Source organism: Bordetella ansorpii (genome assembly GCF_900078315.1).
Classification (GTDB): Bacteria; Pseudomonadota; Gammaproteobacteria; order Burkholderiales; family Burkholderiaceae_B; genus Bordetella; species Bordetella ansorpii.
This window is the reverse complement of sequence record NZ_FKBS01000014.1, coordinates 569,642-591,717: the sequence shown is the minus strand read 5'-3', so window position 1 is coordinate 591,717 and position 22,076 is coordinate 569,642. Positions and strand designations below refer to the sequence as shown.

The window sequence follows — 22,076 nt, the reverse complement described above, 5'->3', positions numbered from 1 at the left end:
GCTGCTACGCCTTGGTCGCGCCCGGCCGCAGGGCCAGCCGGTAGGCGTTCGGCGTGGCGCCGACGCTGGCGCGGAAACGGTGGCTGAAATGGCTCACGTTGGCATAGCCGCACTGCGTGGCCACGTCGGCCAGCGGCAAGGCCGTGGCGCTCAACAGCGCACGGGCGCGGTCCACGCGCGCCTGCGCGATCCAGGCGTGCGGCGGCAGGCCGAACGACACGCGGAACATGCGCGCCAGATGGAACTCGGACAACGCCGCCACGTCGGCCAGATCGCCCAGCGTCAGCGACTGGGTGAGGTGCGCGTCGATGTAGTCGCGCAGGCGCCGCCGCACCGCGACCGACAGGCCCCCCTTGGGCGCGGCGCCTTTGCGCGTCATGCTCTGGCCACGCAAAAGCAGGCTGAGCGCCTCGTGAGCGGTCTGGTTGGCCCGCAGGCGGCCGTCCGCGTCGTCCCAATCGAAGCCCGCCAGCGACCGGCACAGCTCGGTCAATGGCCCGTCCTCGAAATAGGTGCGGTCGGCCAGCGTCAGTTCGCGCGGCTCGCGGTCCAGTTCGATCACCGCCCGGCGCGTGAAATGCTCGGGCAGGAAGTACAGGTGCATGAAATGCATGTACCCGCGCACCCACCAGCGCGACTCGTGCTCGCCCGGCAGCGTGCACAGCTTGCTGGGCGCGCCGTGGCCCGGCACGCGTTGGCGTTCGGTGCGATAGCCGCCATCCAGGTAGCAGGACAGCGTGTGATGCCCCGGCTTCACGTAGACGGTTTCCGTTTCGTCGGTCTGGCGCGTCCAGATGGCCACGGCCAGTTGGTCGCCCAGCCACGCGAAGCGTTCCAGCCGGGCGTCGGCGGATCCCAGGGCATGACAGACCGACTGCAGGCCAAAAGGCGGCAGGTCGGCGGACGCGGCAATGGATTCGGCGGAGTTCACGGGAATGGCAGGCAGGACTGGCGATACCAGACAGTATAGAGACGCAGCCTCCCGCCGGGCGGGCCTGTCGCGACAAAACCGCAAGCCTGGACAATCACGGAGGCCGAGCCAGGCACAGAATCGCCATCCTTGTAGCCCATTGCTCTGCCTTCGCCATGAACCTCGCGCTCTACCTGTTGACCGTCCTGATCTGGGGTACGACCTGGATCGCCATCAAGTGGCAGATCGGCGTGGTGCCGCCGCCGGTGTCCATCGCCTGGCGCTTCGGCATCGCGGCGCTGGTGCTGTTCGCCCTGCTGCGGCTGCTGCGCCGCCCGATGTTGCCGCCCGCGGGCGCGTGGCGCTTCCTCGTGGCCCAGGGCCTGGCGCTGTTCTGCCTGAATTTCCTGTGTTTCTATTATTCGGAACACTACGTGGCCAGCGGCCTGGTCGCCGTGGTGTTCTCGCTGGCGCCGCTGTTGAACGCCATCAACGGCCGTCTCTTCATGGGCCGGCCGCTGCAGCCGCAGGTCATCGCCGGCGCCCTGCTGGGGTTGGCGGGCATCGGCGCGCTGTCGATCCAGCAGATGGCGGGCCATCTGGACGACGCGGACACCTGGCTGGGCATGGGTTTGGCGATGCTGGGCACGCTGTGCTTTTCCACCGGCAACCTGCTGTCCACGCGCATGTCGGCCATGGGGCTGCATCCGCTGACGGCCAACGCGTGGGCCATGCTGATGGGGGCTTCGGTGCTGGCGGTGGGCAGTCTGGCGGCCGGCCTGCCCCTGGGCCTGGACACCGACGCCCGCTACCTGGGCGCCCTGCTGTATCTGGCGATTCCGGGATCGGTGATCGGTTTCACGGCCTACCTGACGCTGGTGGCGCGCATCGGGCCGGAACGCGCCGCGTACTGCACGGTGCTGTTCCCGTTCGTGGCGCTGGCCGCGTCCACGCTGTTCGAGGGCTACGAGTGGTCGCCCCTGGCCGTATTCGGCCTGGCGCTGGTGGTGGCCGGCAACCTGGTGGTGTTCGGGGCGCCGCGCAAGCTGCTGAACCTGATGCGCGCCCGCCGGCTGGTGTGAGGATCAGCCGGCAGGCGCGCAAGCGGATCAGTCTTCCTTCAGGCAGTCCACGTAGTAACGCTTGCTGCCGTCCGGCGCCGTCTCGTCGGCCAGGCCGTGGATGTAGGTCTCGAAGCCCGGGAAACGCGAGTTGAACTCGCGGGCGAACTGCAGGTACTGGACGATGGTGCGGTTGAAGCGCTCGCCCGGGATCAGCAGCGGGATGCCCGGGGGGTACGGCGTCAGCAGCACGCCCGTCACGCGGCCTTCGAGTTCGTCGATCGCCACGCGTTCGACCTCGCGGTGCGCCATGCGGGCGAAGGCGTCGGACGGCTTGAGCGCCGGCACCATGTCGCTCAGGTACATCTCGGTGGTCAGGCGGGCCACGTCGCGTTCGCGATAGGCTTCGTGGATCTGCTGGCACAGATCGCGCAGGCCCATGCGCTCGTAGCGGCGATGATCGCGGCAGAACTCGGGCAGGATGCGCCACAGCGGCTGGTTGCGGTCGTAGTCGTCCTTGAACTGCTGCAGCGCGGTCAGCAGCGTGTTCCAGCGGCCCTTGGTGATGCCGATGGTGAACAGGATGAAGAACGAATACAGGCCGGTCTTCTCGACCACCACGCCGTGCTCGGTCAGGTACTTGGACACCAGCGCGGCCGGGATGCCGGTCTCGCCGAAGCTGCCCGACATGTCCAGGCCCGGAGTGATGACCGTGGCCTTGATCGGGTCCAGCATGTTGAAGCCTTCGGCCATCTCGCCGAAGCCGTGCCAGTGGTCGTTGGCCTCCAGGATCCAGTCGTCGCGATGGCCGATGCCTTCCGGCGGCAGGCGGTTCGGGCCCCAGACCTTGAACCACCAGTCGTTCTTGCCGAACTCGGATTCCACCTTGCGCATGGCGCGGCGGAAGTCCATGGCTTCTCGGATGCTTTCCTCGACCAGCGCGGTGCCGCCCGGGGGCTCCATCATGGCCGCGGCCACGTCGCACGACGCGATGATCGCGTACTGCGGCGACGTCGAGGTGTGCATCAGGTACGCCTCGTTGAAGATGTTGCGGTCGAGCTTGCGCGTCTCGGACTCCTGCACGATGATCTGCGAGGCCTGCGAGATGCCGGCCAGCAGCTTGTGCGTGGAGTGCGTGGCGAACACCATGCCTTCCTTGCGGCGCGGGCGGTTCTCGCCGATGGCGTGCATGTCCTGGTAGTACTCGTGGAACGACGCGTGCGGCAGCCAGGCTTCGTCGAAGTGCAGCGTGTCGACGTAGTCGCCCAGCTTTTCCTTGATCATCTCGACGTTGTAGATCACGCCGTCGTAGGTGCTCTGCGTCAGCGTCAGGATGCGCGGATTCTTGTTCACCGCTTCGCGGGCGAAGGGGTTGGCCTCGATCTTTTTGCGGATGTTCTCGGGGTCGAACTCTTCCAGCGGGATCGGGCCGATGATGCCCAGGTGGTTGCGGGTGGGCCGCAGGAACACCGGGATCGCGCCCGTCATCGTGATGGCGTGCAGGATCGACTTGTGGCAGTTGCGGTCGACCACGACCACATCGCCGGCGGCCACGTTGGCATGCCAAACGACCTTGTTGGACGTGGACGTGCCGTTGGTGACGAAGAAGCAGTGGTCGGCGTGGAAGATGCGGGCGGCGTTCAGCTCGGATTCGGCCACCGGGCCGGTGTGGTCCAGCAGCTGGCCCAGTTCATCCACGGCGTTGCACACGTCGGCGCGCAGCATGTTCTCGCCGAAGAACTGGTGGAACATCTGGCCCACCGGGCTCTTCAGGAACGCGACGCCGCCCGAGTGGCCGGGGCAATGCCACGAGTACGAACCTTCCTGGGCGTACTCGACCAGTTCGCGGAAGAACGGCGGCGCCAGGCCGTCGACGTAGCTGCGGGCTTCGCGGATGATGTGGCGCGCCACGAATTCGGGGGTGTCCTCGAACATGTGGATGAAGCCGTGCAGCTCGCGCAGGATATCGTTCGGGATGTGCTCGGAGGTGCGCGTCTCGCCGTACAGGTAGATCGGGATGTCGGCGTTGCGAAAGCGCAGCTCGCCGATGAAGGAGCGCAGGTTCTTGATGGCGCTGGCCACGTCCTCGGGCGACGAATCGTCGAATTCCTCATCGTCGATCGACAGGATGAACGCGCTGGCGCGGCTCTGCTGCTGGGCGAACGAGCTGAGATCGCCGTAGCTGGTCACGCCGAGCACTTCGACGCCCTCGGCCTCGATGGCCGACGCCAGGGCGCGAATACCCAGACCCGAGGCATTCTCGGAGCGGTAGTCTTCGTCGATGATGAAAATGGGGAAGCGGAATTTCATGCGGGCGCTCCAGGGCAAGGCGTGACGCGAGGGAGGATGGGCCGGCGGCCCGCCGTGCGGATGCATGGCAGGCTTGGGTCAAAGCGGACGCGAGTGTACTGCGAGAACAGGACGTGCTGTTGACAGCGGGGGACAGGCCCCCACGCCGCGCCTTCGGCTTGCTGCCCCCCAGGGGGGCTTTTTTGCCTTGGCGCGGCCCAGCGGCGTCAACGCACCAGCTCGGGCCGATCGGCCTGGACGGCGTCGACGTATCGGGCGTAGAGGTCCGACAGGGGTTCCGGCTGGACGCCGGCCAGGTTGCGCTCGACGCGCGAAATGGCGCACAGGCAGATCTCGCATTGCGGATCGCCGGTGACCAGCACGACGGGATCGTCGTCGTCGCACACTTCGTAGATGCCGCCGTGGTGGCGGCGCGCCACCTCGTACAGGTAAGCGGCCATACCCACGCGCTGCAGGGGGGTGAGCGCCAGGGCACCCTCGCGCACCCTGGCCGCCACGGCATCCAGCCGGATGACGCTGCCGGAGCTGAAGTCGCAGGCGACCCGTTCGGCGGGCTCGATGGCCCGCAGGAAGTCGTCCGCCGCGGCGCTGACCTTCTGGACGAATTCGTCCTGCACCTGCGGGTCGACATATCGGACCTGGGTCTTGTTGAGGAAACCGAACATGGGTCTGGCTCCTGCGCGGAAAACCACGCAACTCGACGAATCCATTATAAGTACAGGGTCAAAACGGCACACCCCGCTCGCGACGGTGCGGCACGCGGTCTTGCAGGATTTCCACCCCCGGAGCCATACTGGGACTCCCCAGGGGCCTGACGCGCCTACAAACAGAAAAACACGCGCGCACCCCGTTTCATCGTCGCGTTGCGCATGTGCAACGCCGCTTCGGCACGCACGGCGTCGAGCGGGTGGCGCGAATGCGCGGCTATACCTGTCGTGCAAGCCCGCCGGGTCGCGCGCGGCGATGACGCTGTCGCCACCCCATCCATCCAGAAGGAAACGCCATGACCCAAGCCCCCGCCGGACCCGCCCGCATCGTCCCATGCCTGCGCTACCGCAACGCCAGCGCCGCCATCGAATGGCTGGAACAGGCCTTCGGTTTCTCGGCGCATCTGGTCGTGCCCGGCCCGGCAGACACCATCCTGCACGCCCAACTGACGCTGGGCAACGGCATGATAATGCTGGGTTCGGTGCTGGACAGCGATTTCGCGCGGAACATGGTGCAACCCGACGAAATCGGCCACCGCGAGACGCAGAGCGCCTACGTGATCGTGGACGACGCCGACGCGGTGTATGCGCGCGCCAGGGCGGCCGGCGCGACGATCCTGATCAAGATCGCCGACGCCGATTACGGCGGGCGCGGCTTCACGTGCCGCGATCCCGAAGGGCATGTGTGGAGTTTCGGAACGTACGATCCCTGGCAGTCATAGGGCGTACCTTGCCCGGCCCACGGGGGACGTGGCATCGTAGGCCCCATGACGACTTCCACCGCCGTGCAGTTCCTGGCCGTCACCGACGCCGATTTCGATGCCCTGGCCGACCTGCGTGCCCTGGCCATGCGGCCCAGCCTGGAAAGGCTGGGCCGCTACGACCCCGAACGCTCACGCCAAAGGCTGCGCGCCTCGTTCGTGGCGGCCGACACGCGGTGGATCAGCCTGGACGGCGCACAGGTAGGGTTCTACGCGCTGGCGGCCGAGGAAGATGCCTTGCGCCTGAAACACCTGTACCTGCACCCCGATGCGCAGGGCAAGGGCCTGGGCAGGAAGGTCGTGGACCGGGCCATCGCCCAGGCGCACGAGACGAGCCGGACGCTGCGCCTGACCGCCCTGCGCGGCAGCGAATCCAATGCCTTCTACCTGCGCTGCGGCTTCGTCCAGACGGGCGAAGAACAGTGGGACATTCACTACGAATACCGGCGCTGACGCGGCGCCCTGTGGACAACCTTCAACGCGGCAGCGACGATCCGCCGCACACCGCAAGGTCCTGCCCGGTGATCGCGGCCGCCGCGTCCGACAGCAGGAACGCCACCGTCGCCGCGATCTCATCCGGCTGGATCAGCCGGCCGATAGGGGGCAGCCTGGGCGCGCTGGCCGCCCGCGCCGGATCGGCCAGCATGCCTGTCTGCGTGGCGGCGGGCGACACCACGTTGACCGTGACCCCGCTTGCCGCCAGCTCGGCCGCCCAACTGCGCGCCAAGGCCACCAGCGCCGCCTTCGAGGCCGCGTACAGGCTGCGTCCGGGCATGCCCTGCGCCACCCGGCTGCCGATCAGCACGACCCTGCCCTGCCCGCTGCCTGACAAGACGGGCAACAGCCCTTGCGCCAGCCGCACGGCGGCATCCACATGCAGGGCCCACATCCGCATGCCGTCCGCCGGATTCAGATCCTGCAAAGTGCCGACTCTCAAAATCCCGGCGCAATGCACCAAGGCTCGGGCGTCCGGCACCGCTTGCAGCGACTGGGCGGTGGCGTCGGCATCGCACAGGTCGACAGGGATGTGCCGATAGGCCGGGTGCGCTAGCGCGGACGCACCCAGATCCAGCCCCGCCACCCGCCAGCCGTCGGCCAGCAGATGCTGCGCGATGGCCAGGCCGATGCCGCCGGCCGCGCCGGTCACCACCGCCAGCCCGCGTTCAGCCGAGCGAGGCAGGATCGAACGCGGTCCGGCCGGACTGCCTGAATCATCATTCGACACGGATGCCCTCTTCGTCGATCAGGCGCTTGGCGGCGGCCATGTCCTCGCGCTGGAAGCGCGCGAAATCCTCGACGCTGCCCGGGGTGATCAACAGGCCCAGCCTGGTGTACTTCGCCTGGATGTCGCCGCCCAGCGCCTTGTTCACCTCGGTGTTCAGCTTCTGCACGATCTCGGGCGGCGTGCCGGCCGGCGCCCACAGGCCGTACCAACTGTAGTACTGATAGCCCGGCAGCGTCTCGCTGACGGTCGGCACATCGGGCAGGCTGCCCAGGCGCTTGTCGGACGTCACCGCCAGGATGCGCAGCATGCCGCTGCGGTAGTACTCCATCGCGCCCAGCACGGGGTCGATGAAACCGTCGATCCGGCCGCCGATCAGGTCCTGGAAGGCCGGCGCCGTGCCCTTGTACGGCACCACCATGTAATCCATGCCGCCCTGGCGCTTGAGCAGCGCGGTGGACAGGTAGCCGGCCGAGCCGATCGAACCCACGGCGAACGTCAGCTTGCCCGGATTGGCGCGGGCGTACTTCAGCAACTCCGCCAGGTTTTTCACGGGCAGCTCTTTGCGCACCGACACCGACAGCGGCGCCTTGGCGGCCATGGCCACCGGCAAGAAGTCCTTCTCCACCTTGAACGGCACCGACGTCATCGTCATGGGCGCGGTCACGAAGGTGGAGGCACTGAACAGCAGCGTGTAGCCGTCGGCCTTCGAGCGCGCCACCACGTCGGCGCCGATGGTGCCGTTGCCGCCCGCGCGGTTCTCCACCACCACGTTCTGGCCGGTCTGGTCGCTGATCTGCTTGGCCACGTCGCGACCCAGCGCGTCCAGCGTGCCGCCCGGCGGAAAGGGAATCACCATCCGGATCGGGCGTTCGGGATAACCCGCCGCGTGGACGGTGGCCGCCCCCACCAGGGGCAATGCGCACAGCGCGTACGACAGCAATTTCTTCAGCATGATTTGTCTCCGTTATCTATTCTGGATCGGCACGGCATGGGGCGCCACGCCGGCCGCTCTTTTCGCCGTACTCGTACTGCTTTACTCCGTGCTGCTTATTGCCTGCTGCTCAACGCTTGAGCAAGCCCGCCTGCCGCAATGCGGCACGCAGTGCCTGCACTTCCTCGTCATCGGGAGACTCGGTGGGCGGACGCACCGTGGCGTCGTCCAGCACGCCGGCCAGGTACATGCCCATCTTCATGCGGGCATGCGCCTCGCCAGTGGGTTCGCCGCCGCCGTACACCGCGTCCTTCAGCGGGGTGATCACGGCCTGCACGGCCTGCGCGCGGCGCAGGTCGCCCGCCTTGACCGCTTCCCACAGATCGATGATCAGTTGCGGGATGAACGTCGCGAAGCCCACCAGCGCGCCGTCCACGCCCTGCACCATCGAGGCCAGCAGGTATTCGTCGTGGCAGGTCAGGATGGCCTTCTCGGGGTTGGCCTCGCGCATCGCCTGGATGTCGCGGGCATATTTGTTCATGTCGCGCTGGCCCACCTTGAAGGCCTGCACGTAGGGCAACCGCGCCAGGTCGGCCAGCAACGGCGAGGAGTACGCCGCGCGCGTCCAGGCCGGATACACGTGGCAGACCAGGTCCAGGTCGGGCGCGGCCTGGTGGATGGCCTCGAAGTACTGCAGGGCATGGCCCGACGTGAAACCGAAGCGCAGCCAGTGGTGGGGCGGCATCACGTCCAGCGCGGCGGCGCCGGCCTCGCGGGCCATGCGGGCCTGCTCGGCGGCGTCGGCAATGCCTTCGCACACCAGCGACGAGATCACCGGCAGGCGGCCCCGCAGTTCGTCGGCCACGATGCGGGTCACCTGGGCGCGTTCGGCCGGGGTCAGCGAGAACACTTCGCCGGTATGGCCGTTGGTCATCACCGCCACTACGCCATCGTGGCCCGCCAGCCAGGAGGCCAGCTTGCGCAACGCGGGTTCGTCGATGCGGTGATCCGGGGTGAAGGGGCACGAAATAGCGGGAATGATGCCGCGATAGTTCGCGATGGAAGCCATGCTTGTCTCCGAGTGTGGTTAGGGCCTGGCCACGCGGCAGGGAAATCTGCGTGAACGGACCTCAGTGATCTGGAAGCTATGATTGAGCAGGGCGTGGAAGACCGTCCAATACTGCAATCGCATAGAACTATTTCCATAGCGGAGCACAGCATGGGGCCCGGAAACCGTCCTTTGGACATGGAATGGCTGGAGGATTTCTGCGCCTTGGCGGAGACCGGCAGTTTTTCGCGCGCCGCCGAGGCGCGGGCCATCGCCCAGCCGGCCTTCAGCCGGCACATCCGGGCACTGGAGGAATGGGTCGGCGTCGATCTGTTCGACCGCAGCGCCCACCCCACCGAACTGACCGCCGCCGGCCGCAAGTTCCGTCCCCTGTTGCAGCAGGTGCTGGCCGACCTGGAGGCCGCCCGCATCAAGGCCCGCGCGGCCCAGGCGCAGTCGGAAGCCAGCCTGCGCTTCGCCGCCACGCATTTCCTGTCATTGACGTTCTTTCCGCGCTGGCTGGTCAGCCTGGAGGCCCTGTTCGCCATCGGCCCCATCCAGACCATGTCCGACAGCTTCCAGTCGTGCGCCGACCTGATGGCCCAGCGCCGCGTGCAGTTCCTGCTGTGCCACCGCCATGCGGGCGTGCCCAACCGCATGGACGAACAGGCCTATCCCGTGGTGCGGCTCGACGGCGACGTGCTGATGCCGGTGGGCGCGCCCGCCACTGACGGCTCGGCGCGCCATCTGGTGGACCACGACGCCCCCGTGCCGCTGCTGTCGTATGGGCCGGCGTCGGGACTGGGCCGCATCGTCGATCATCACCTGAAGCAGGCGGGCAAGACCGCCGACCGGTTCCGCGAGACCTTCGTGGCGCACCACGCGGCCCTGTTGCGCTCGATGGCGCTGCAAGGCCGCGGCATCGCATGGCTGCCGGGTGAACTGGTGAAAGAGGATCTGGCGCAGGGGCGCCTGTGCCGGGCAGGCGGCCCGCAATGGGACATCCCGGTGGACATCTGCCTGTACCGGCAACCCAGCGAGCTGGCGCCCGTGGCAGAGAAGCTGTGGGAAGCGGTGGCGGCGGCAGGCAAGGCGCCCGCCGCCTGAAACGGCCGGCCTAGGTGCGCGGCAACGTGACGCCGCGCTGGCCCTGGTACTTGCCGCCGCGGTCGCGGTACGAAGTCTCGCAGACCTCGTCGCTTTCCAGGAACAGCATCTGGGCGCAGCCCTCGCCGGCATAGATCTTGGCGGGCAGCGGCGTAGTGTTGGAGAACTCCAGCGTGACGTGCCCTTCCCACTCGGGTTCGAGCGGTGTCACGTTGACGATGATGCCGCAGCGCGCGTAGGTACTCTTGCCCAGGCAGATCGTCAGCACGCTGCGCGGAATGCGGAAGTACTCCACCGTGCGGGCCAGCGCGAACGAGTTCGGCGGGATGATGCAGACATCGCCCTTGAAGTCGACGAACGACTTCTCGTCGAACGCCTTGGGGTCGACGATGGTGGAGTTGATGTTGGTGAAGATCTTGAATTCGTCGGCGCAACGCACGTCGTAGCCGTAGCTGCTGGTGCCGTAGCTGACGATGCGCTCGCCGTTGGCCATGCGGACCTGGCCAGCCTCGAAGGGTTCGATCATGCCAGCCTCGGAGGCGCGGCGGATCCAGCGGTCGCTTTTGATGCTCATGGTGAAAATCCCGAATGAATGGGGCGTATTTTATCCGTTCGCCGGAAATCGCCCCTGGACTCAATCGTCCCACAATACCCGGTACACCAGCGCCAGCCCGTTCACGCCGCCGCCCTTGAGGTCCAGCGACAGCCCGCGCGCCAGCCGGTAACTGACCCGGCCGACGGTCTCGCTGCCTGCCAGCGCCTGCTCGACACTGAGCGTGATGCCATTGGAGAAGCGCTTGCTGCCCACGATGAACTGGGTAGCCAATTCGCTGTCGCTGTCCCGGTTGACGTCGCCCGCCACCGTGCGGTCGGGCAGCAGGCTGCCCGAGCTGCCCAGCGAACCGGTGCGCACACTGACGTCGTCCAGCCCGAACTGCTTGTAGAACGGCTCGCCGCCGCCCAGCAGCGCGGTGCCGACCGACAGCAGCAAGGCCGTGTCGTTGCCGCCCTCGTCGGGCCCGCGGCCCAGCACCAGCCACGACAGTTTCTCGACGTCGCTGACGTCGGGATAGGACACCAGATCGATGCGCGGCCGCTGCGCCGTGCCCGAGACCTTCACGCCCGCCTCGACCTGCTCGCCGGTGCGCAGGGCCTCGATATCCAGCAGCGGGTTTTCCAGCCGGCCCTGGAAAGTCAGCACGCCGCGGCTCAGGCGCAGCTTCTGCCCGTAGGCCTCGATCCCGCCACCGCGCGTGCGCAGCGCGCCCATGCCGGTGAGGCGGCCGTCGTTCATCTGGATGCGGATACTGCCCAGCAGGCCTGCGTCCAGGCCCATGCCGGTGATGTAGAAGCGCGGCCCCATGTCGAACTTCACGTCCATGCCGATCTGCATCGGGCTGCTGGCCGCCTGCTTTTCTTCCCCCGCCCGCACGACGCGTACGTCGTCGTCCAGCGTGGGCACGCCCTGCAGGATCTCCAGGCTGACCCAGCCGGCGTCGGCCGTCAGGTCGCCGGTCAGCGTCAGGCGCGGCAGCGCGGCGTCCAGCGTCACCGTGCCCGACACCATGCCGTAGCGGTCGGAGCGCTGCAGCACCGGGAAGCGATGCACTTTGACGTCGACCTTGCCCTGCGACTGGCTCAGCAGCCACTGGCCGCTGGCGTCGATGTAGCCATTCTTGGCGTCTTCGTTGGTGGACACCCATTCGCGCGTGCGCCACTCGGCCGGCATCACACGCAGCGCGGCGGGAAAGCGCAGCGAGTTCAGGATGAAACGGTCGCCGTCCAGGCGCGCGTCCAGCGTACCATCGATCAGCCGCACGCCGTCGTCCACCCGCACCACGCGCAGCTTCTGGCCGCGCACGGTGCCGCTGGCGGTCCAGCCGCCGGCCAGCGTGCCCTGGGCCTGCAGGCGGGCGTCGACTTCGCCGCCGACCTCCAGCGCATCGCCTGTAAACAGGCCCACCCAGGCCAGGTCGTCGATGTCGGCGTCCAGGTTGGCGCGGATCGGCTGACGCTCGTCCAGGCCCAGGCCGGCCAGCATGGCATTGGCCTGGCCACGGATCGTGCCCATTTTCTCGGTGCGCACGTCCAGCGTGGCCGCCAGGCGGCTGGCGCCGCCGCTGGTCGGCGTGGCGGTCAGGTCCAGCACCAGCTGGCGCAGGCCCAGCGGAATCGGCGGATCGCCGGGAATGCGCAGATCGCCGTCGCGGCGCGAGACATGCACCTTGCCGCCCAGCGCCCCCGCGAAACGCAGGTCCCAGGCGACGTCCAGCGCGATGCGGCGCGGACCTTTCACGGCGGCGTTCACGCGATTGGCTTCGCGCTGGGCGTCGGCTTCGAGCGAAGCCGGATCGAGCGCGCGACGCAGTTGCCTGACCATGTCGGCATTGATGACCAGGTTGTCGGCCTGGCCAGCCGTCTCCCAGCGGCCGGCACCCACGCGCGAGCCGCCATGCGCCAGCACGATGCGTTGCTTGTCCGGAAACGTAAGCGCCAGCGCCGTGGCGCCCACCTGGGTTTGCCAGGCCGGCGCGGCGGCGCCGGGCAGATAGGCCAGCGTCAAGGGCTTTTCGATGGCGGCGGCAAAGCCCGCGCTGGAGGCATCCAGGCGCGCCAGCGTGCCGCGGTAACCGATGAGAGCGGCGGTGGAAGCGTTCTGGCCCGAAGCCGTTTGCCCCGTGCCCCAGCCGCCGTCCAGCGCCAGACTGGCCTGCGCGGGCGCCCGGCCCAGTTGCCCGGCCCGGCTGTTCGCTGGCGTGTAGGCGGCTTCCAGCGTGGCGTGATGGCGCGCGACGGTGCCGTCCACTTTGGCCCGCAGCTTGGCGCCGCCCGGCACGCCGGGCCAGAAGGCGTCCAGGCGCGGCGCGGCGGCCTCCAGCGTCAGATTGCCGTTCTCGGCGCCCATGCTGCCCTTGGCCTGCACGCGGTTGGGTCCCAGGCGCAGGTCGACGTCCACGCCGTCGATACGCCAGCCGGCGGGAAGGCGGGGGGGTTGTGCGGCGGGCTGTTCGGCGGCGGGCGAAGCCGCCAGTGGCTCGGCAGCCTGCCTGTTCGCGTCCGAAGACGCGTGCGCGGTACTCCCTGTCGCCTGCGCGACCTGCGCCGCCAGGGCCTGCTGCGCCTGCGCGTCGATCGCCAGATGTCCGCTGGCCTTGCCCGACAGGGGCTGGCCATTCCAGCGGCTGCCTTCCTCGATATTCAGTTCGACGTCGGCGCGGCGCAGGATCTTCATGTCGGCCACTTCGGCATCGACCGATGCGCGCGCGGTCAGCAGCGCCCCCGGCATGCCCGGCCCGAGCAGACCGCCCAGGTCGAACCGCTCGGCCCGCAGGCTGGCCAACAGGCGCTGCACGCCGGGCTGGCTCCCGACGGGCTGGCGATCCAGCGTGGCCGCCAGCGCGGGCTTGCCGTCGCGTTGGATGTCGAGGGTGGCATTGCGCACCGGCAAGGCCTCCGACGGCGCCAGCAGCGCCTGGGCAAGCAGCGTCAGGCGGCCGCCCTGGGCTTGCAGCACGGCATGGATCTCGTCCAGCGAGCCATTGGCTTCTGCCCGCAACTGCACAGGGCAGGCGGTGTAGGGCGGCCGGATCAACGGGTGCAACGTGGCGCGCGTCAGTCCGGCCGCGTCCGTCCCGGAAGCCGCCTCGCCGGACGCGCCGGTACGGCGTGCACCGGCTTGCCCCGGCTGCGGCAAAGCGGGCTCGGCAGGCCCCGGTGCGTTTTTCGCCGTTGATTTCGATGTCTGCGCGCCAGACTTGCCGCCCTTGCCTTTCACGGCGGCCGGCTTCGGCGCCTGCGCCTCGGGCGCGCCCGCCATGCCGCCCCGGGCCCACATCTCGTCGACGCAAAGGGGGGAGTCCGGTCCCGCGCCAAAGGCCTGCACCTCCAACTGCGCATCGAACGGCCACGGCGCCGCCAGCTTCGTCAGCGTCGCCGTGCCGCGCACGTCGGCGTCAGCCAGTTCGTGCCCCACGCGCAGGCGGGCGATCCGCACGCGGGCGCCGTCGACGCCGCCGTCCAGGCTGGCGTCCAGATTGCCCAGCGACACCGGCAGCGGCTGGCCGTCCTGCGTCAGCGAAAAGACGCCCACCGCCAGGCGGTCGACCACGACCTCGCCAGGCAGCACCAATTCGGTGAAGGGTTGGCCGGGCGGTTCGTCCGCCGCCGGCTGCGTCGCCAGCGCCACGCGCGCGGCGGAAGCCGACAGCTCGCGCACGTGCAGCTTGCGTTGCCACAACGCGCGCCAGTCCACGTCCAGCCGCAGGGTGTTCAACTCGATGTCGGTACCCGGCAGGGCGACGTGCAGATGCGCGATGCGCAGATCGTCCAGCAGGCTGCCCTCGATCCCCTCGGCCTTGCCGTCCAGTTGCTCTACGGCGGTGGACAACAGCAGACGCGTGCCGCTGGGCGTGCCCAGCAGCCATAGCGAAAAGCCCAGCGCCACCACCAGCAACATCAACGTGCTCGGCAGCAGCCACACGAGGCAGAAGCGCAGCAGTGCGTACAGCCGCCGTTTCAAAACGCGATCCCAAGAGAGAAATGCAGGCGCAGATCGCGTTCCCGCTGGCCGTAAGCCACGTCCAGGAACAACGGTCCGGCCGGCGTGCGCACGCGCGCGCCCACGCCGTAGCCCAACGCAACGTCCATGTCGCCGAACGACTGGGCGGCATCGCCCGCGTCGACGAAGAAGCCGATGCCGAAGCGCTCGTCGAAATAATGGTCGTATTCGATGCTGGCCACAGCCAGCGTCGCGGCGCCGACGATGGCGCCGTCACGGCGCTCGCCGATGCTCTGATAGCGATACCCCCGAATGGACCGCGCGCCGCCCGCGCGGAAACCGAAGTCGTCCGGCACGCGCACGTCCGCGTTGGACCAGATCTTGCCGACCTCGCCGCGCAACGTCAGCACGTCGCGCTTGCCCATCGGCCACCACTTCTGGCCACGCAACCGCAGCCGGGTATAGGGCTCGCCGGAATTGAGCACCACGCCCACGCCGCCGCCCACCGCGATCAGGTTGCCCTCGCGCGGGTCGTATTTGCTGTCCACGTCGCGCCGCAGCCATTCCGCCGTGAGCGTGCCGGTGGGCAGGTCATAGGTGTCGCCGCCGTCGATCTTCACGTGATCCTGCGCCAGCAGGGCGCCCCAGCGCGTCTCGTATTCGACGCGGCTGTCGCCAGCGCCCTTGCGCTCCTGCAGGCGCGTGGCCCCCAACGCGAAACGCGTCACCTGCAGGCCTTCGATGTCGGAGCGGTCGGCCAGCACCCCGACGGAATCCTTGCGGCCGCGCGAATCCGGCGGCAAGAGGAAATCCGCGTAGGCGCGCTGGCGCAAGCGGTCCACGCTGGCCCCGGTCTCCATGGTCAGCGGCTGGCCGAACACCACGTTCTGCCGGTAGGTGCCTTCCACGCGCACACCCGCCTCGTCGTCCACACCGATGGACGCGGCCGCGCGCTTGGCCGGCGATTCGACCACGCGCACCTGCACGGGCAGCGTGATCTCGCCATCGGAATCCGGACGCGTGCCGCCCTGCGAAAGCGGCTTGGGCCCGCCCGCCACCGCCGGATCGCCCGCAGGCGCCGCGGCGCCCGCCTTGGTGTCGGCGGGACGGCGCAACTCCTCGGGCGTGGCGTCCAGCGCCACGGTATCGAGCGACACGAAGGCGCCGCGGAAGAATGCGGTGGATTGCAGCTCCTGCTGCCACTGGTCCAGTTGTTCCTGGCGGTACGGCTGCCCTTGCGAGTAATCGACATAACGGCCGATCAGCCGTTCCGGCACGCGCTCCAGGCCCTCGACCTTCAGCGCGCCCATCCGCACCAGCGGCCCGCTGTCGATGGACACCCTCAGATGCACGCGCGCCGTCTCGGCATCGACCTCGGCGGACGAGCCCGACAGGCGCGCCAGCAGGAAATCGCGATCCTGCACCGACTGCAGCAGGTCGGACTTGGCCTTGTTCCAATCGGCATTGACGAAGGGCGTGCCCTGCTGCAGCGTCCAGCCCTTGCGCCAGCCCTCGACGCGCTCGGCGTATTCGGGACGCGTGACGCGGCCGGTGAACTGCAGGTCGACGGAATCGATCTGCGCGCGTGGACCGGGTTCAATGACGATGTCCCACGTGTCGCCCGCCACGTCGGTGCCGGGCGCCAGCGTAACCTTGGGCGTGAAATAGCCCTGCGTGGCCAGCGCGGCCAGCGTGGCGTCGCGCGCGCGGCGGCGCAACCGGCTGGCTTCGCCGCCGTCCTGGTCGGCGGCCAGGCGCTTGATGGCGTCGACCGCGGAGGTGATGCTTTGCAGCGCCGCGGGCGGCACGCCGCCCGGATCGATGACCACCTCGGGCACCGCCGCGCGCGCAGCGCCCGCGGCCAGCGCCAACACCCCGAAAGCAAGCGAGCGTACTGCCTCGCGCATGCTTCAGGAAGGCTGCTGCACGACGATGGAGGGGAATTTGCCCGCCATGTCGCGCGGCAACGCGGCCACGCCGGCAGCCAGTTTGCGCGCGATGCCGCGGTACAGGCCCGCCGCTTCGCTGGTTGGATCGGCCGCCACGGTGGGGTTGCCCGCGTCGGTCTGCTCACGGATGCCGAGCGTCAGCGGCAGGCTGCCCAGCCACGGCACCTCGTACTGATCGGCCATGCGGCGTCCGCCGCCCTCGCCGAAGATGTGTTCGGTATGACCGCACTGCGAGCACACGTGCATGGCCATGTTCTCGACCACCCCCAGCACCGGCACCTCGACCTTCTGGAACATGCGCAGGCCCTTGCGGGCATCCAGCAGCGCGATGTCCTGCGGCGTGGTGACGATGACCGCGCCCACCACCGGCACCTTCTGCGACAGCGTCAGGGCGATGTCCCCGGTGCCCGGGGGCATGTCGATGATGAGATAGTCCAGGTTGTCCCAGTTGGTCTGCCGCAGCAGTTGCTCCAGCGCCTGCGTGACCATCGGGCCGCGCCAGATGGCCGGCGAGTCGGCATCGATGAGAAAGCCGATGGAATTGGCCTGCAGGCCGTGGCCGTGCAGCGGATTCATCGACTTGTTGTCGGGACTTTCGGGACGGCCCTTGATGCCCAGCATGGTGGGCACGCTGGGACCATAGATGTCGGCGTCGAGCACGCCCACGCGCGCGCCGTCCGCGGCCAGGGCCAGCGCCAGGTTGACGGCGGTGGTGCTCTTGCCCACGCCGCCCTTGCCCGAGGCGACGGCAATGATGTTGCGCACGCCCGGCAGCGGCTTGAGGCCCTTCTGCACGGCATGGGTAGCGATATTCCAGGTGACTTCGACCTGCGCCTGCGCAAAACCGGCCTGGGCCAGCGCGGCCTGCGCGATCTGGCGCAATTCCGCCGCGACGGGGCCGGCGGGGTAGCCCAGCTCGATTTTCACGGCGACGCCGTTTTCCAGGCGGATGTCACGATCTTTTACAAAAGTGCCGAGGTCCTGGCCGGTAACCGGATCGTGCGCGGCGCGCAACGCGCCACGTATCTGCTCTATCGTCGCTATACTCATAAGACTAGGGTTCCATGGGCAGCGCAGGAATCCGCCCCGCCGTTGACCCTCAAGGATAGCGGATATGCGGGAACCTTCCGCTGTGTTTTACATCCTATCTACATGAACGACACCCTCTCCCGCTTCGTGCGCGCCGTCTTTTTCGCCGTCATTGGCCTCATCGGCATGGCAATGGCGCTGGTATTCATGATCTCCACCGCCATCGCGGTGGGCATCCTCTACATCGTGGCCAAGGTGCGTGGCAAGCCCTTCGGCGCACGTGCCTACTGGAGCCAGCGCCGCGCTACCCGGCCCGGTCCTTTCCCCGGCGGCCCCGCGCCCTTCGCGCAGCCGGCCGGCGGCGAGATCATCGACGTCGAAGCCCGCGAAATCCGCTGACGGCACGGCCCCCGGGCCGCCCCACCCATTGCCCGCGGCAGCGTGAACCTGCCGCCTGCGGGTGGATCGCGCCACGCATCCGCGTGGCGTTTCTCCCTGGCTGGCCGATGCCCGCGCGGCCGGTCACGGGTGCTCGCGCCGGGAAAGACCTAAAATAGCCGGCCCCGGACTCTCCGACCACGCCGACCCGCCATGTCACGCACGCTTTTCGTCACCACCGCCCTGCCCTACGCCAACGGTTCATTCCACATCGGCCACATCATGGAATACATCCAGGCCGACATCTGGGTGCGGGCGATGCGAATGGCGGGCCACACGGTGCATTTCGTGGGTGCCGACGACGCGCACGGCGCGCCGATCATGCTGAAGGCCGAAAAGGAAGGCATCACGCCGCAGCAACTGGTGGCGCGCTACGCCGCCGAGCGGCCCACCTATCTGAACGGCTTCCACGTCCGCTTCGACCACTGGCACTCGACCGACACGCCCGAAAACGTCGCACTGTCGCAGGGCATCTACATCGCGCTGCGCGACCAGGGGTTCATCGAGACGCGCACCATCGAGCAGTTCTACGACCCGGTCAAGGGCATGTTCCTGGCCGACCGCTACATCAAGGGCGAGTGCCCCAAGTGCCACGCCAAGGACCAGTACGGCGATTCGTGCGAAGTCTGCGGCGCCGCCTACGCGCCCACCGACCTCATCAACCCGTATTCGGCGCTGACCGGCGCCACGCCGGTGGTGAAGTCCTCCGACCACTTCTTCTTCAAGCTGTCCGATCCGCGCTGCGTCGAATTCCTGCGCGAATGGACGGCGGGCGGCAACGCCGCCGGCACGCCGCACCTGCAGGCCGAGATGCTGGCCAAGACGCGCGAGTGGCTGGGCGCCGACGACGGCGAGGCCAAGCTGGGCGACTGGGACATCTCGCGCGATGCGCCGTACTTCGGCATCGAGATCCCCGACGCGCCGGGCAAGTATTTCTACGTGTGGCTGGACGCCCCGGTGGGCTACCTGGCCTCGCTGCAGTCGTACTGCCAGGCCAAGGGCCTGGATTTCGACGCGCTGCTCGATCCGGCCGGCCCCACCGAACAGGTGCACTTCATCGGCAAGGACATCATCTACTTCCACGCGCTGTTCTGGCCCGCCATGCTGAAGTTCGCCGGCCGCAAGACGCCGGACGCGATCAACGTGCACGGCTTCATCACCGTCAGCGGCGAGAAGATGTCCAAGAGCCGCGGCACCGGCATCTCGCCGCTGCGCTACCTGGAACTGGGCATGAACGCCGAATGGCTGCGCTATTACATGGCCGCCAAGCTGAACGCCCGCGTCGAGGACATGGACTTCAATCCCGAAGACTTCGTGGCGCGCGTCAACAGCGACCTGGTGGGCAAGTACGTCAACATCGCCAGCCGTGCCGCGAACTTCATCACCAAGCACTTCGATGGCGTGCTGGCCTATGCCGGCGACACCGCCGCGCTGTCGGCCGAGTTCGCGGCGCAGGCCGAATCCATCCGCGCCGCCTTCGAGGCCCGCGAATACAACCGCGCCATCCGCGAGATCATGGCGCACGCCGACCGCATCAACCAGGCGTTCGACAGCGCCCAGCCGTGGGTGCTGGCCAAGGATTGGGCGAACGCCGACGACGCCCGCAAGCTGGCGCTGCAGGACATCTGCTCGCGCGCGCTGGCAGGTTTCAAGGCCCTGTCGGTCATGCTGGCGCCGGTGCTGCCGGCCCTGTCCGACCGCGTCTCGCGCGAACTGTTCGGTGGATCGGACAGCTTCACCTGGGCCGATGCCGGCCAGCTGCCGCAACGCGTGGCGCCGTTCCAGCACCTGATGCAGCGTGTCGATCCCAAGCTGCTGGACGCCCTGTTCGAATCGCCCGCCGAGGCCGCTGCGCCCGAAGCCCCCGCCGAACCCGCCACGATGCCGGGCGGCGAGCCGCTGGCCGACACCATCACCATCGACGACTTCGCCAAGGTCGACCTGCGCATCGCCAGGATCGTGAACTGCGAGGAAGTCGAGGGCTCGACCAAGCTGCTGCGCCTGACGCTGGACGTGGGCGAAGGCCGTCACCGCAACGTGTTCTCGGGCATCAAGTCGGCCTACCAGCCCGCCGACCTGATCGGCAAGCTGACCGTGATGGTGGCCAACCTGGCGCCGCGCAAGATGAAGTTCGGCGTGTCCGAAGGCATGGTGCTGGCGGGCAGCCACGCCGACGAGAAGGCCAACCCCGGCATCTACGTGCTGGAGCCCTTCCCCGGCGCGCAGCCCGGCATGCGCGTGCGCTGAACGTGCGGCAACGGCGGCAACCCTGCCTTGCCGGGCTGCCATCTGACGAATGATCCCAAAAATAAACCGCTCATCGAGCGGTTTATTTTTGCCTGCGGCGCATCGAGCCGCGCGCCCTGCCACTGAACCACGGCGATGCGCCGAAGCACCGCGCACGCCTACGCCTGCTGCGCTTCCTGTGCCTGCGGCGCCAGCGCCGGATCCAGCGCCACGCGTTCGTCGAACACGAAGCAGTGGCCCTTGAAACCCACGCCGCCCGTTTCCTCGAAGTACTTCAGGATGCCGCCCTCCAGTTGCAGGACGTGCGGCACGCCGGCCTCGGCCATGTAGATGGCAGCCTTCTCGCAGCGGATGCCGCCCGTGCAGAAGCTGACCACGGTCTTGTCGCGCAAGTCGTCCAGGTGCGCCTGCACCGCCGCGGGAAACTGCGTGAAGCGGTCGATGCGCCAATCCACGGCGCCCTCGAACGTGCCCACGTCCACCTCGAACGCATTGCGCGTATCCAGCAGCAGTAATTCGCGGCCCGCGTCGTCGTGGCCCTGCGCCAGCCACCGGGCCAGCGTCGGCCCGTCCACGCTGGGCGCGCGGCCGGCCTCGGGGCGGATGGCGGGGTGATCCATGCGGATGATCTCGCGCTTGATCTTCACCAGCATCTTGCCGAACGGCACGTCGTCGGACCAACTGAACTTCACGTCGAGGTCGGCGAAGCGCGCGTCCGCGCGCAGCCAGGCCAGGAAGCTCTGGATGCCCTCGTCCGATCCCGCCAGGAACAGGTTGATGCCCTCCGGCGTCAGCAGCACGGTGCCCTTGAGCCCGGCGGCGCCCGTACGGGCCAGCATCTGCTCGCGCAACGCCGGCAACGCGTCCAGCGTGACGAACTTGTACGCCGCGATGTTGGCAACGCGGCCTTTTTCTTCTTGCATGTTCATTGCCTGCATCCCTGCCGCCTGCCTCAACCGCCCAGCACCCGCTGTTCCACCACCGCGTCCAGCACCCAGCGCAGGCCCGCGGCATCGGCCGCCGGATTGGGATCGCGCACCTCGACCACACGCAGGCGGTATTGCACGCCGGGCTGGAAATCGAAGCCCAGGATCTCGCCATGCCACAGTTGCCAAGGCTGCGAGGGAGTATCGCGCACCTGGTAGCACGTGGTCTTCATCACGCCGCTGGTGCACGGCACGCGCTGCGGCGCCACGTAGACCAGCTTGGACGGCCCCGCCTGGGTGCCCGTGACGGGATCGGTGCGGCGCCCGAAATCCAGCACCTCGCCGGTGTCCAGCACCAGCGTCAGGCGCTTGGGCTGCACGTCGCTGTCCAGCCGGCTGGACGTGATGCGGGTCAGCGCGGCCAGATAATCCTGTTCGAGACGTGCGCGCTCGGCGTCGGCGCAGGCCATGCGCGTGCTGACGGGCGCATGGGGCACCACCAGCAGGCCGTTGGCCATCACATACTGGCCGGCGTAGGTGTTGCAGCCGGAGAACCCCGACAGGCGCGGCTGGCCCTGTTCGCGGGTGAAGCTGATCGTGATGGGCTGCTGGCTGGAACCGGCATGAGGCACGGGACGCAGCGGCGCGCCGGGCCGCGTCCACCGAGCCAGTTCCCAGGTGGTCTGGACCAGCACGTCGGACTGGCTGCCCGGGGCATATGTGCCGGCGCGGCCAGCCTGCGGCGGCGAGGCGCAGGCGGCCAGGGCAAGGGGCAGGACGAGCGGCAACAGGCGGATCGGGGTTGGACGCATGACGGTCTCCAAAAACCTTGCGCCGGCCAGGCGGCGGCCGGCGCAGCCTGCATTGTAGGCCGGCAGGCGCAAGGGCCACGGCGTGGCCCGGCCTGGCGCGCGACGCCCCGAGGCCGA

18 protein-coding genes are annotated in these 22,076 nt (G+C 68.5%); 6 read left to right on the top strand and 12 right to left on the bottom strand.

Features of this window, described 5'->3' with window-relative positions; all coding sequences use genetic code 11:
* Positions 1–4: 4 nt before the first annotated feature.
* Complete coding sequence (locus A7W11_RS10400) at positions 5–937, bottom strand: AraC family transcriptional regulator (protein ID WP_412778724.1); 933 nt, start codon at positions 935–937, stop codon at positions 5–7.
* 149 nt (positions 938–1,086) lie between these two features.
* Here A7W11_RS10400 and A7W11_RS10395 point away from each other — a divergent pair, with 149 nt between their 5' ends.
* Entirely contained in the window at positions 1,087–1,992 is a 906-nt protein-coding gene (locus A7W11_RS10395) for a DMT family transporter (protein ID WP_066411289.1), read from the top strand.
* Between the two features lie 27 nt (positions 1,993–2,019).
* Here the strand turns inward: A7W11_RS10395 and A7W11_RS10390 are convergent, their stop codons facing one another.
* Together A7W11_RS10390 and A7W11_RS10385 are read right to left on the bottom strand one after the other, a co-directional pair.
* On the bottom strand, positions 2,020–4,281 hold the full coding sequence (locus tag A7W11_RS10390; protein ID WP_066411285.1) for an arginine/lysine/ornithine decarboxylase: 2,262 nt from the start codon (positions 4,279–4,281) through the stop codon (positions 2,020–2,022).
* 206 nt (positions 4,282–4,487) lie between these two features.
* Positions 4,488–4,946, bottom strand: a complete 459-nt coding sequence (locus tag A7W11_RS10385; RefSeq protein WP_066411280.1) for a hypothetical protein — start codon at positions 4,944–4,946, stop codon at positions 4,488–4,490.
* Between the two features lie 338 nt (positions 4,947–5,284).
* On the opposite strand from A7W11_RS10385, the gene A7W11_RS10380 reads away from it, so the two are divergent.
* Together A7W11_RS10380 and A7W11_RS10375 are read left to right on the top strand one after the other, a co-directional pair.
* A complete protein-coding gene (locus A7W11_RS10380; protein WP_066411277.1) occupies positions 5,285–5,710 on the top strand; it encodes a VOC family protein in 426 nt (141 codons plus the stop codon).
* A gap of 45 nt (positions 5,711–5,755) precedes the next feature.
* Positions 5,756–6,202 (top strand): GNAT family N-acetyltransferase, encoded by a 447-nt coding sequence (locus tag A7W11_RS10375; RefSeq protein WP_066411273.1) that lies wholly within the window; start codon positions 5,756–5,758, stop codon positions 6,200–6,202.
* A gap of 22 nt (positions 6,203–6,224) precedes the next feature.
* Here the strand turns inward: A7W11_RS10375 and A7W11_RS10370 are convergent, their stop codons facing one another.
* The 3 genes from A7W11_RS10370 to A7W11_RS10360 form a co-directional block, all read right to left on the bottom strand.
* Positions 6,225–6,929, bottom strand: coding sequence for an SDR family NAD(P)-dependent oxidoreductase (locus A7W11_RS10370; RefSeq protein ID WP_066413839.1), 705 nt, complete (start codon positions 6,927–6,929; stop codon positions 6,225–6,227).
* Positions 6,930–6,963: 34 nt separating this feature from the next.
* Positions 6,964–7,926 (bottom strand): Bug family tripartite tricarboxylate transporter substrate binding protein, encoded by a 963-nt coding sequence (locus tag A7W11_RS10365; RefSeq protein WP_066411269.1) that lies wholly within the window; start codon positions 7,924–7,926, stop codon positions 6,964–6,966.
* Between the two features lie 109 nt (positions 7,927–8,035).
* Positions 8,036–8,974: a dihydrodipicolinate synthase family protein gene (locus tag A7W11_RS10360; protein WP_066411265.1), complete on the bottom strand. Its 939-nt coding sequence runs from the start codon at positions 8,972–8,974 to the stop codon at positions 8,036–8,038.
* A 150-nt stretch (positions 8,975–9,124) separates the two neighbouring features.
* On the opposite strand from A7W11_RS10360, the gene A7W11_RS10355 reads away from it, so the two are divergent.
* The gene (locus tag A7W11_RS10355; protein WP_066411261.1) at positions 9,125–10,060 is read left to right on the top strand and encodes a LysR family transcriptional regulator; all 936 of its coding nucleotides are present in this window, start codon (positions 9,125–9,127) and stop codon (positions 10,058–10,060) included.
* Between the two features lie 10 nt (positions 10,061–10,070).
* Here A7W11_RS10355 and dcd read toward each other — a convergent pair whose 3' ends face one another.
* Genes dcd through apbC form a run of 4 tightly spaced genes read right to left on the bottom strand, consistent with a single transcriptional unit; the run spans position 10,071 to position 17,557 of the window.
* Entirely contained in the window at positions 10,071–10,634 is a 564-nt protein-coding gene (dcd, locus tag A7W11_RS10350) for a dCTP deaminase (protein ID WP_066411258.1), read from the bottom strand.
* Positions 10,635–10,694: 60 nt separating this feature from the next.
* Positions 10,695–14,516, bottom strand: coding sequence for a translocation/assembly module TamB domain-containing protein (locus A7W11_RS10345; RefSeq protein ID WP_066413836.1), 3,822 nt, complete (start codon positions 14,514–14,516; stop codon positions 10,695–10,697).
* A gap of 59 nt (positions 14,517–14,575) precedes the next feature.
* Complete coding sequence (locus A7W11_RS10340; RefSeq protein WP_066411256.1) at positions 14,576–16,465, bottom strand: autotransporter assembly complex protein TamA; 1,890 nt, start codon at positions 16,463–16,465, stop codon at positions 14,576–14,578.
* Positions 16,466–16,468: 3 nt separating this feature from the next.
* Entirely contained in the window at positions 16,469–17,557 is a 1,089-nt protein-coding gene (apbC, locus tag A7W11_RS10335; protein ID WP_066411253.1) for an iron-sulfur cluster carrier protein ApbC, read from the bottom strand.
* A 102-nt stretch (positions 17,558–17,659) separates the two neighbouring features.
* Here apbC and A7W11_RS10330 point away from each other — a divergent pair, with 102 nt between their 5' ends.
* Together A7W11_RS10330 and metG are read left to right on the top strand one after the other, a co-directional pair.
* Positions 17,660–17,935 carry a hypothetical protein gene (locus tag A7W11_RS10330; RefSeq protein WP_066411251.1) on the top strand — a complete coding sequence of 92 codons (276 nt, stop codon included), beginning with the start codon at positions 17,660–17,662 and terminating at the stop codon, positions 17,933–17,935.
* A 192-nt stretch (positions 17,936–18,127) separates the two neighbouring features.
* Positions 18,128–20,221 (top strand): methionine--tRNA ligase, encoded by a 2,094-nt coding sequence (metG, locus tag A7W11_RS10325; protein WP_066411247.1) that lies wholly within the window; start codon positions 18,128–18,130, stop codon positions 20,219–20,221.
* Positions 20,222–20,379: 158 nt separating this feature from the next.
* On the opposite strand, the gene A7W11_RS10320 is transcribed toward metG, so the two are convergent.
* Positions 20,380–21,144, bottom strand: a complete 765-nt coding sequence (locus A7W11_RS10320) for a sulfurtransferase (RefSeq protein WP_082887244.1) — start codon at positions 21,142–21,144, stop codon at positions 20,380–20,382.
* Between the two features lie 29 nt (positions 21,145–21,173).
* Positions 21,174–21,959: an META and DUF4377 domain-containing protein gene (locus tag A7W11_RS10315; protein WP_066411231.1), complete on the bottom strand. Its 786-nt coding sequence runs from the start codon at positions 21,957–21,959 to the stop codon at positions 21,174–21,176.
* Positions 21,960–22,076: the final 117 nt, after the last annotated feature.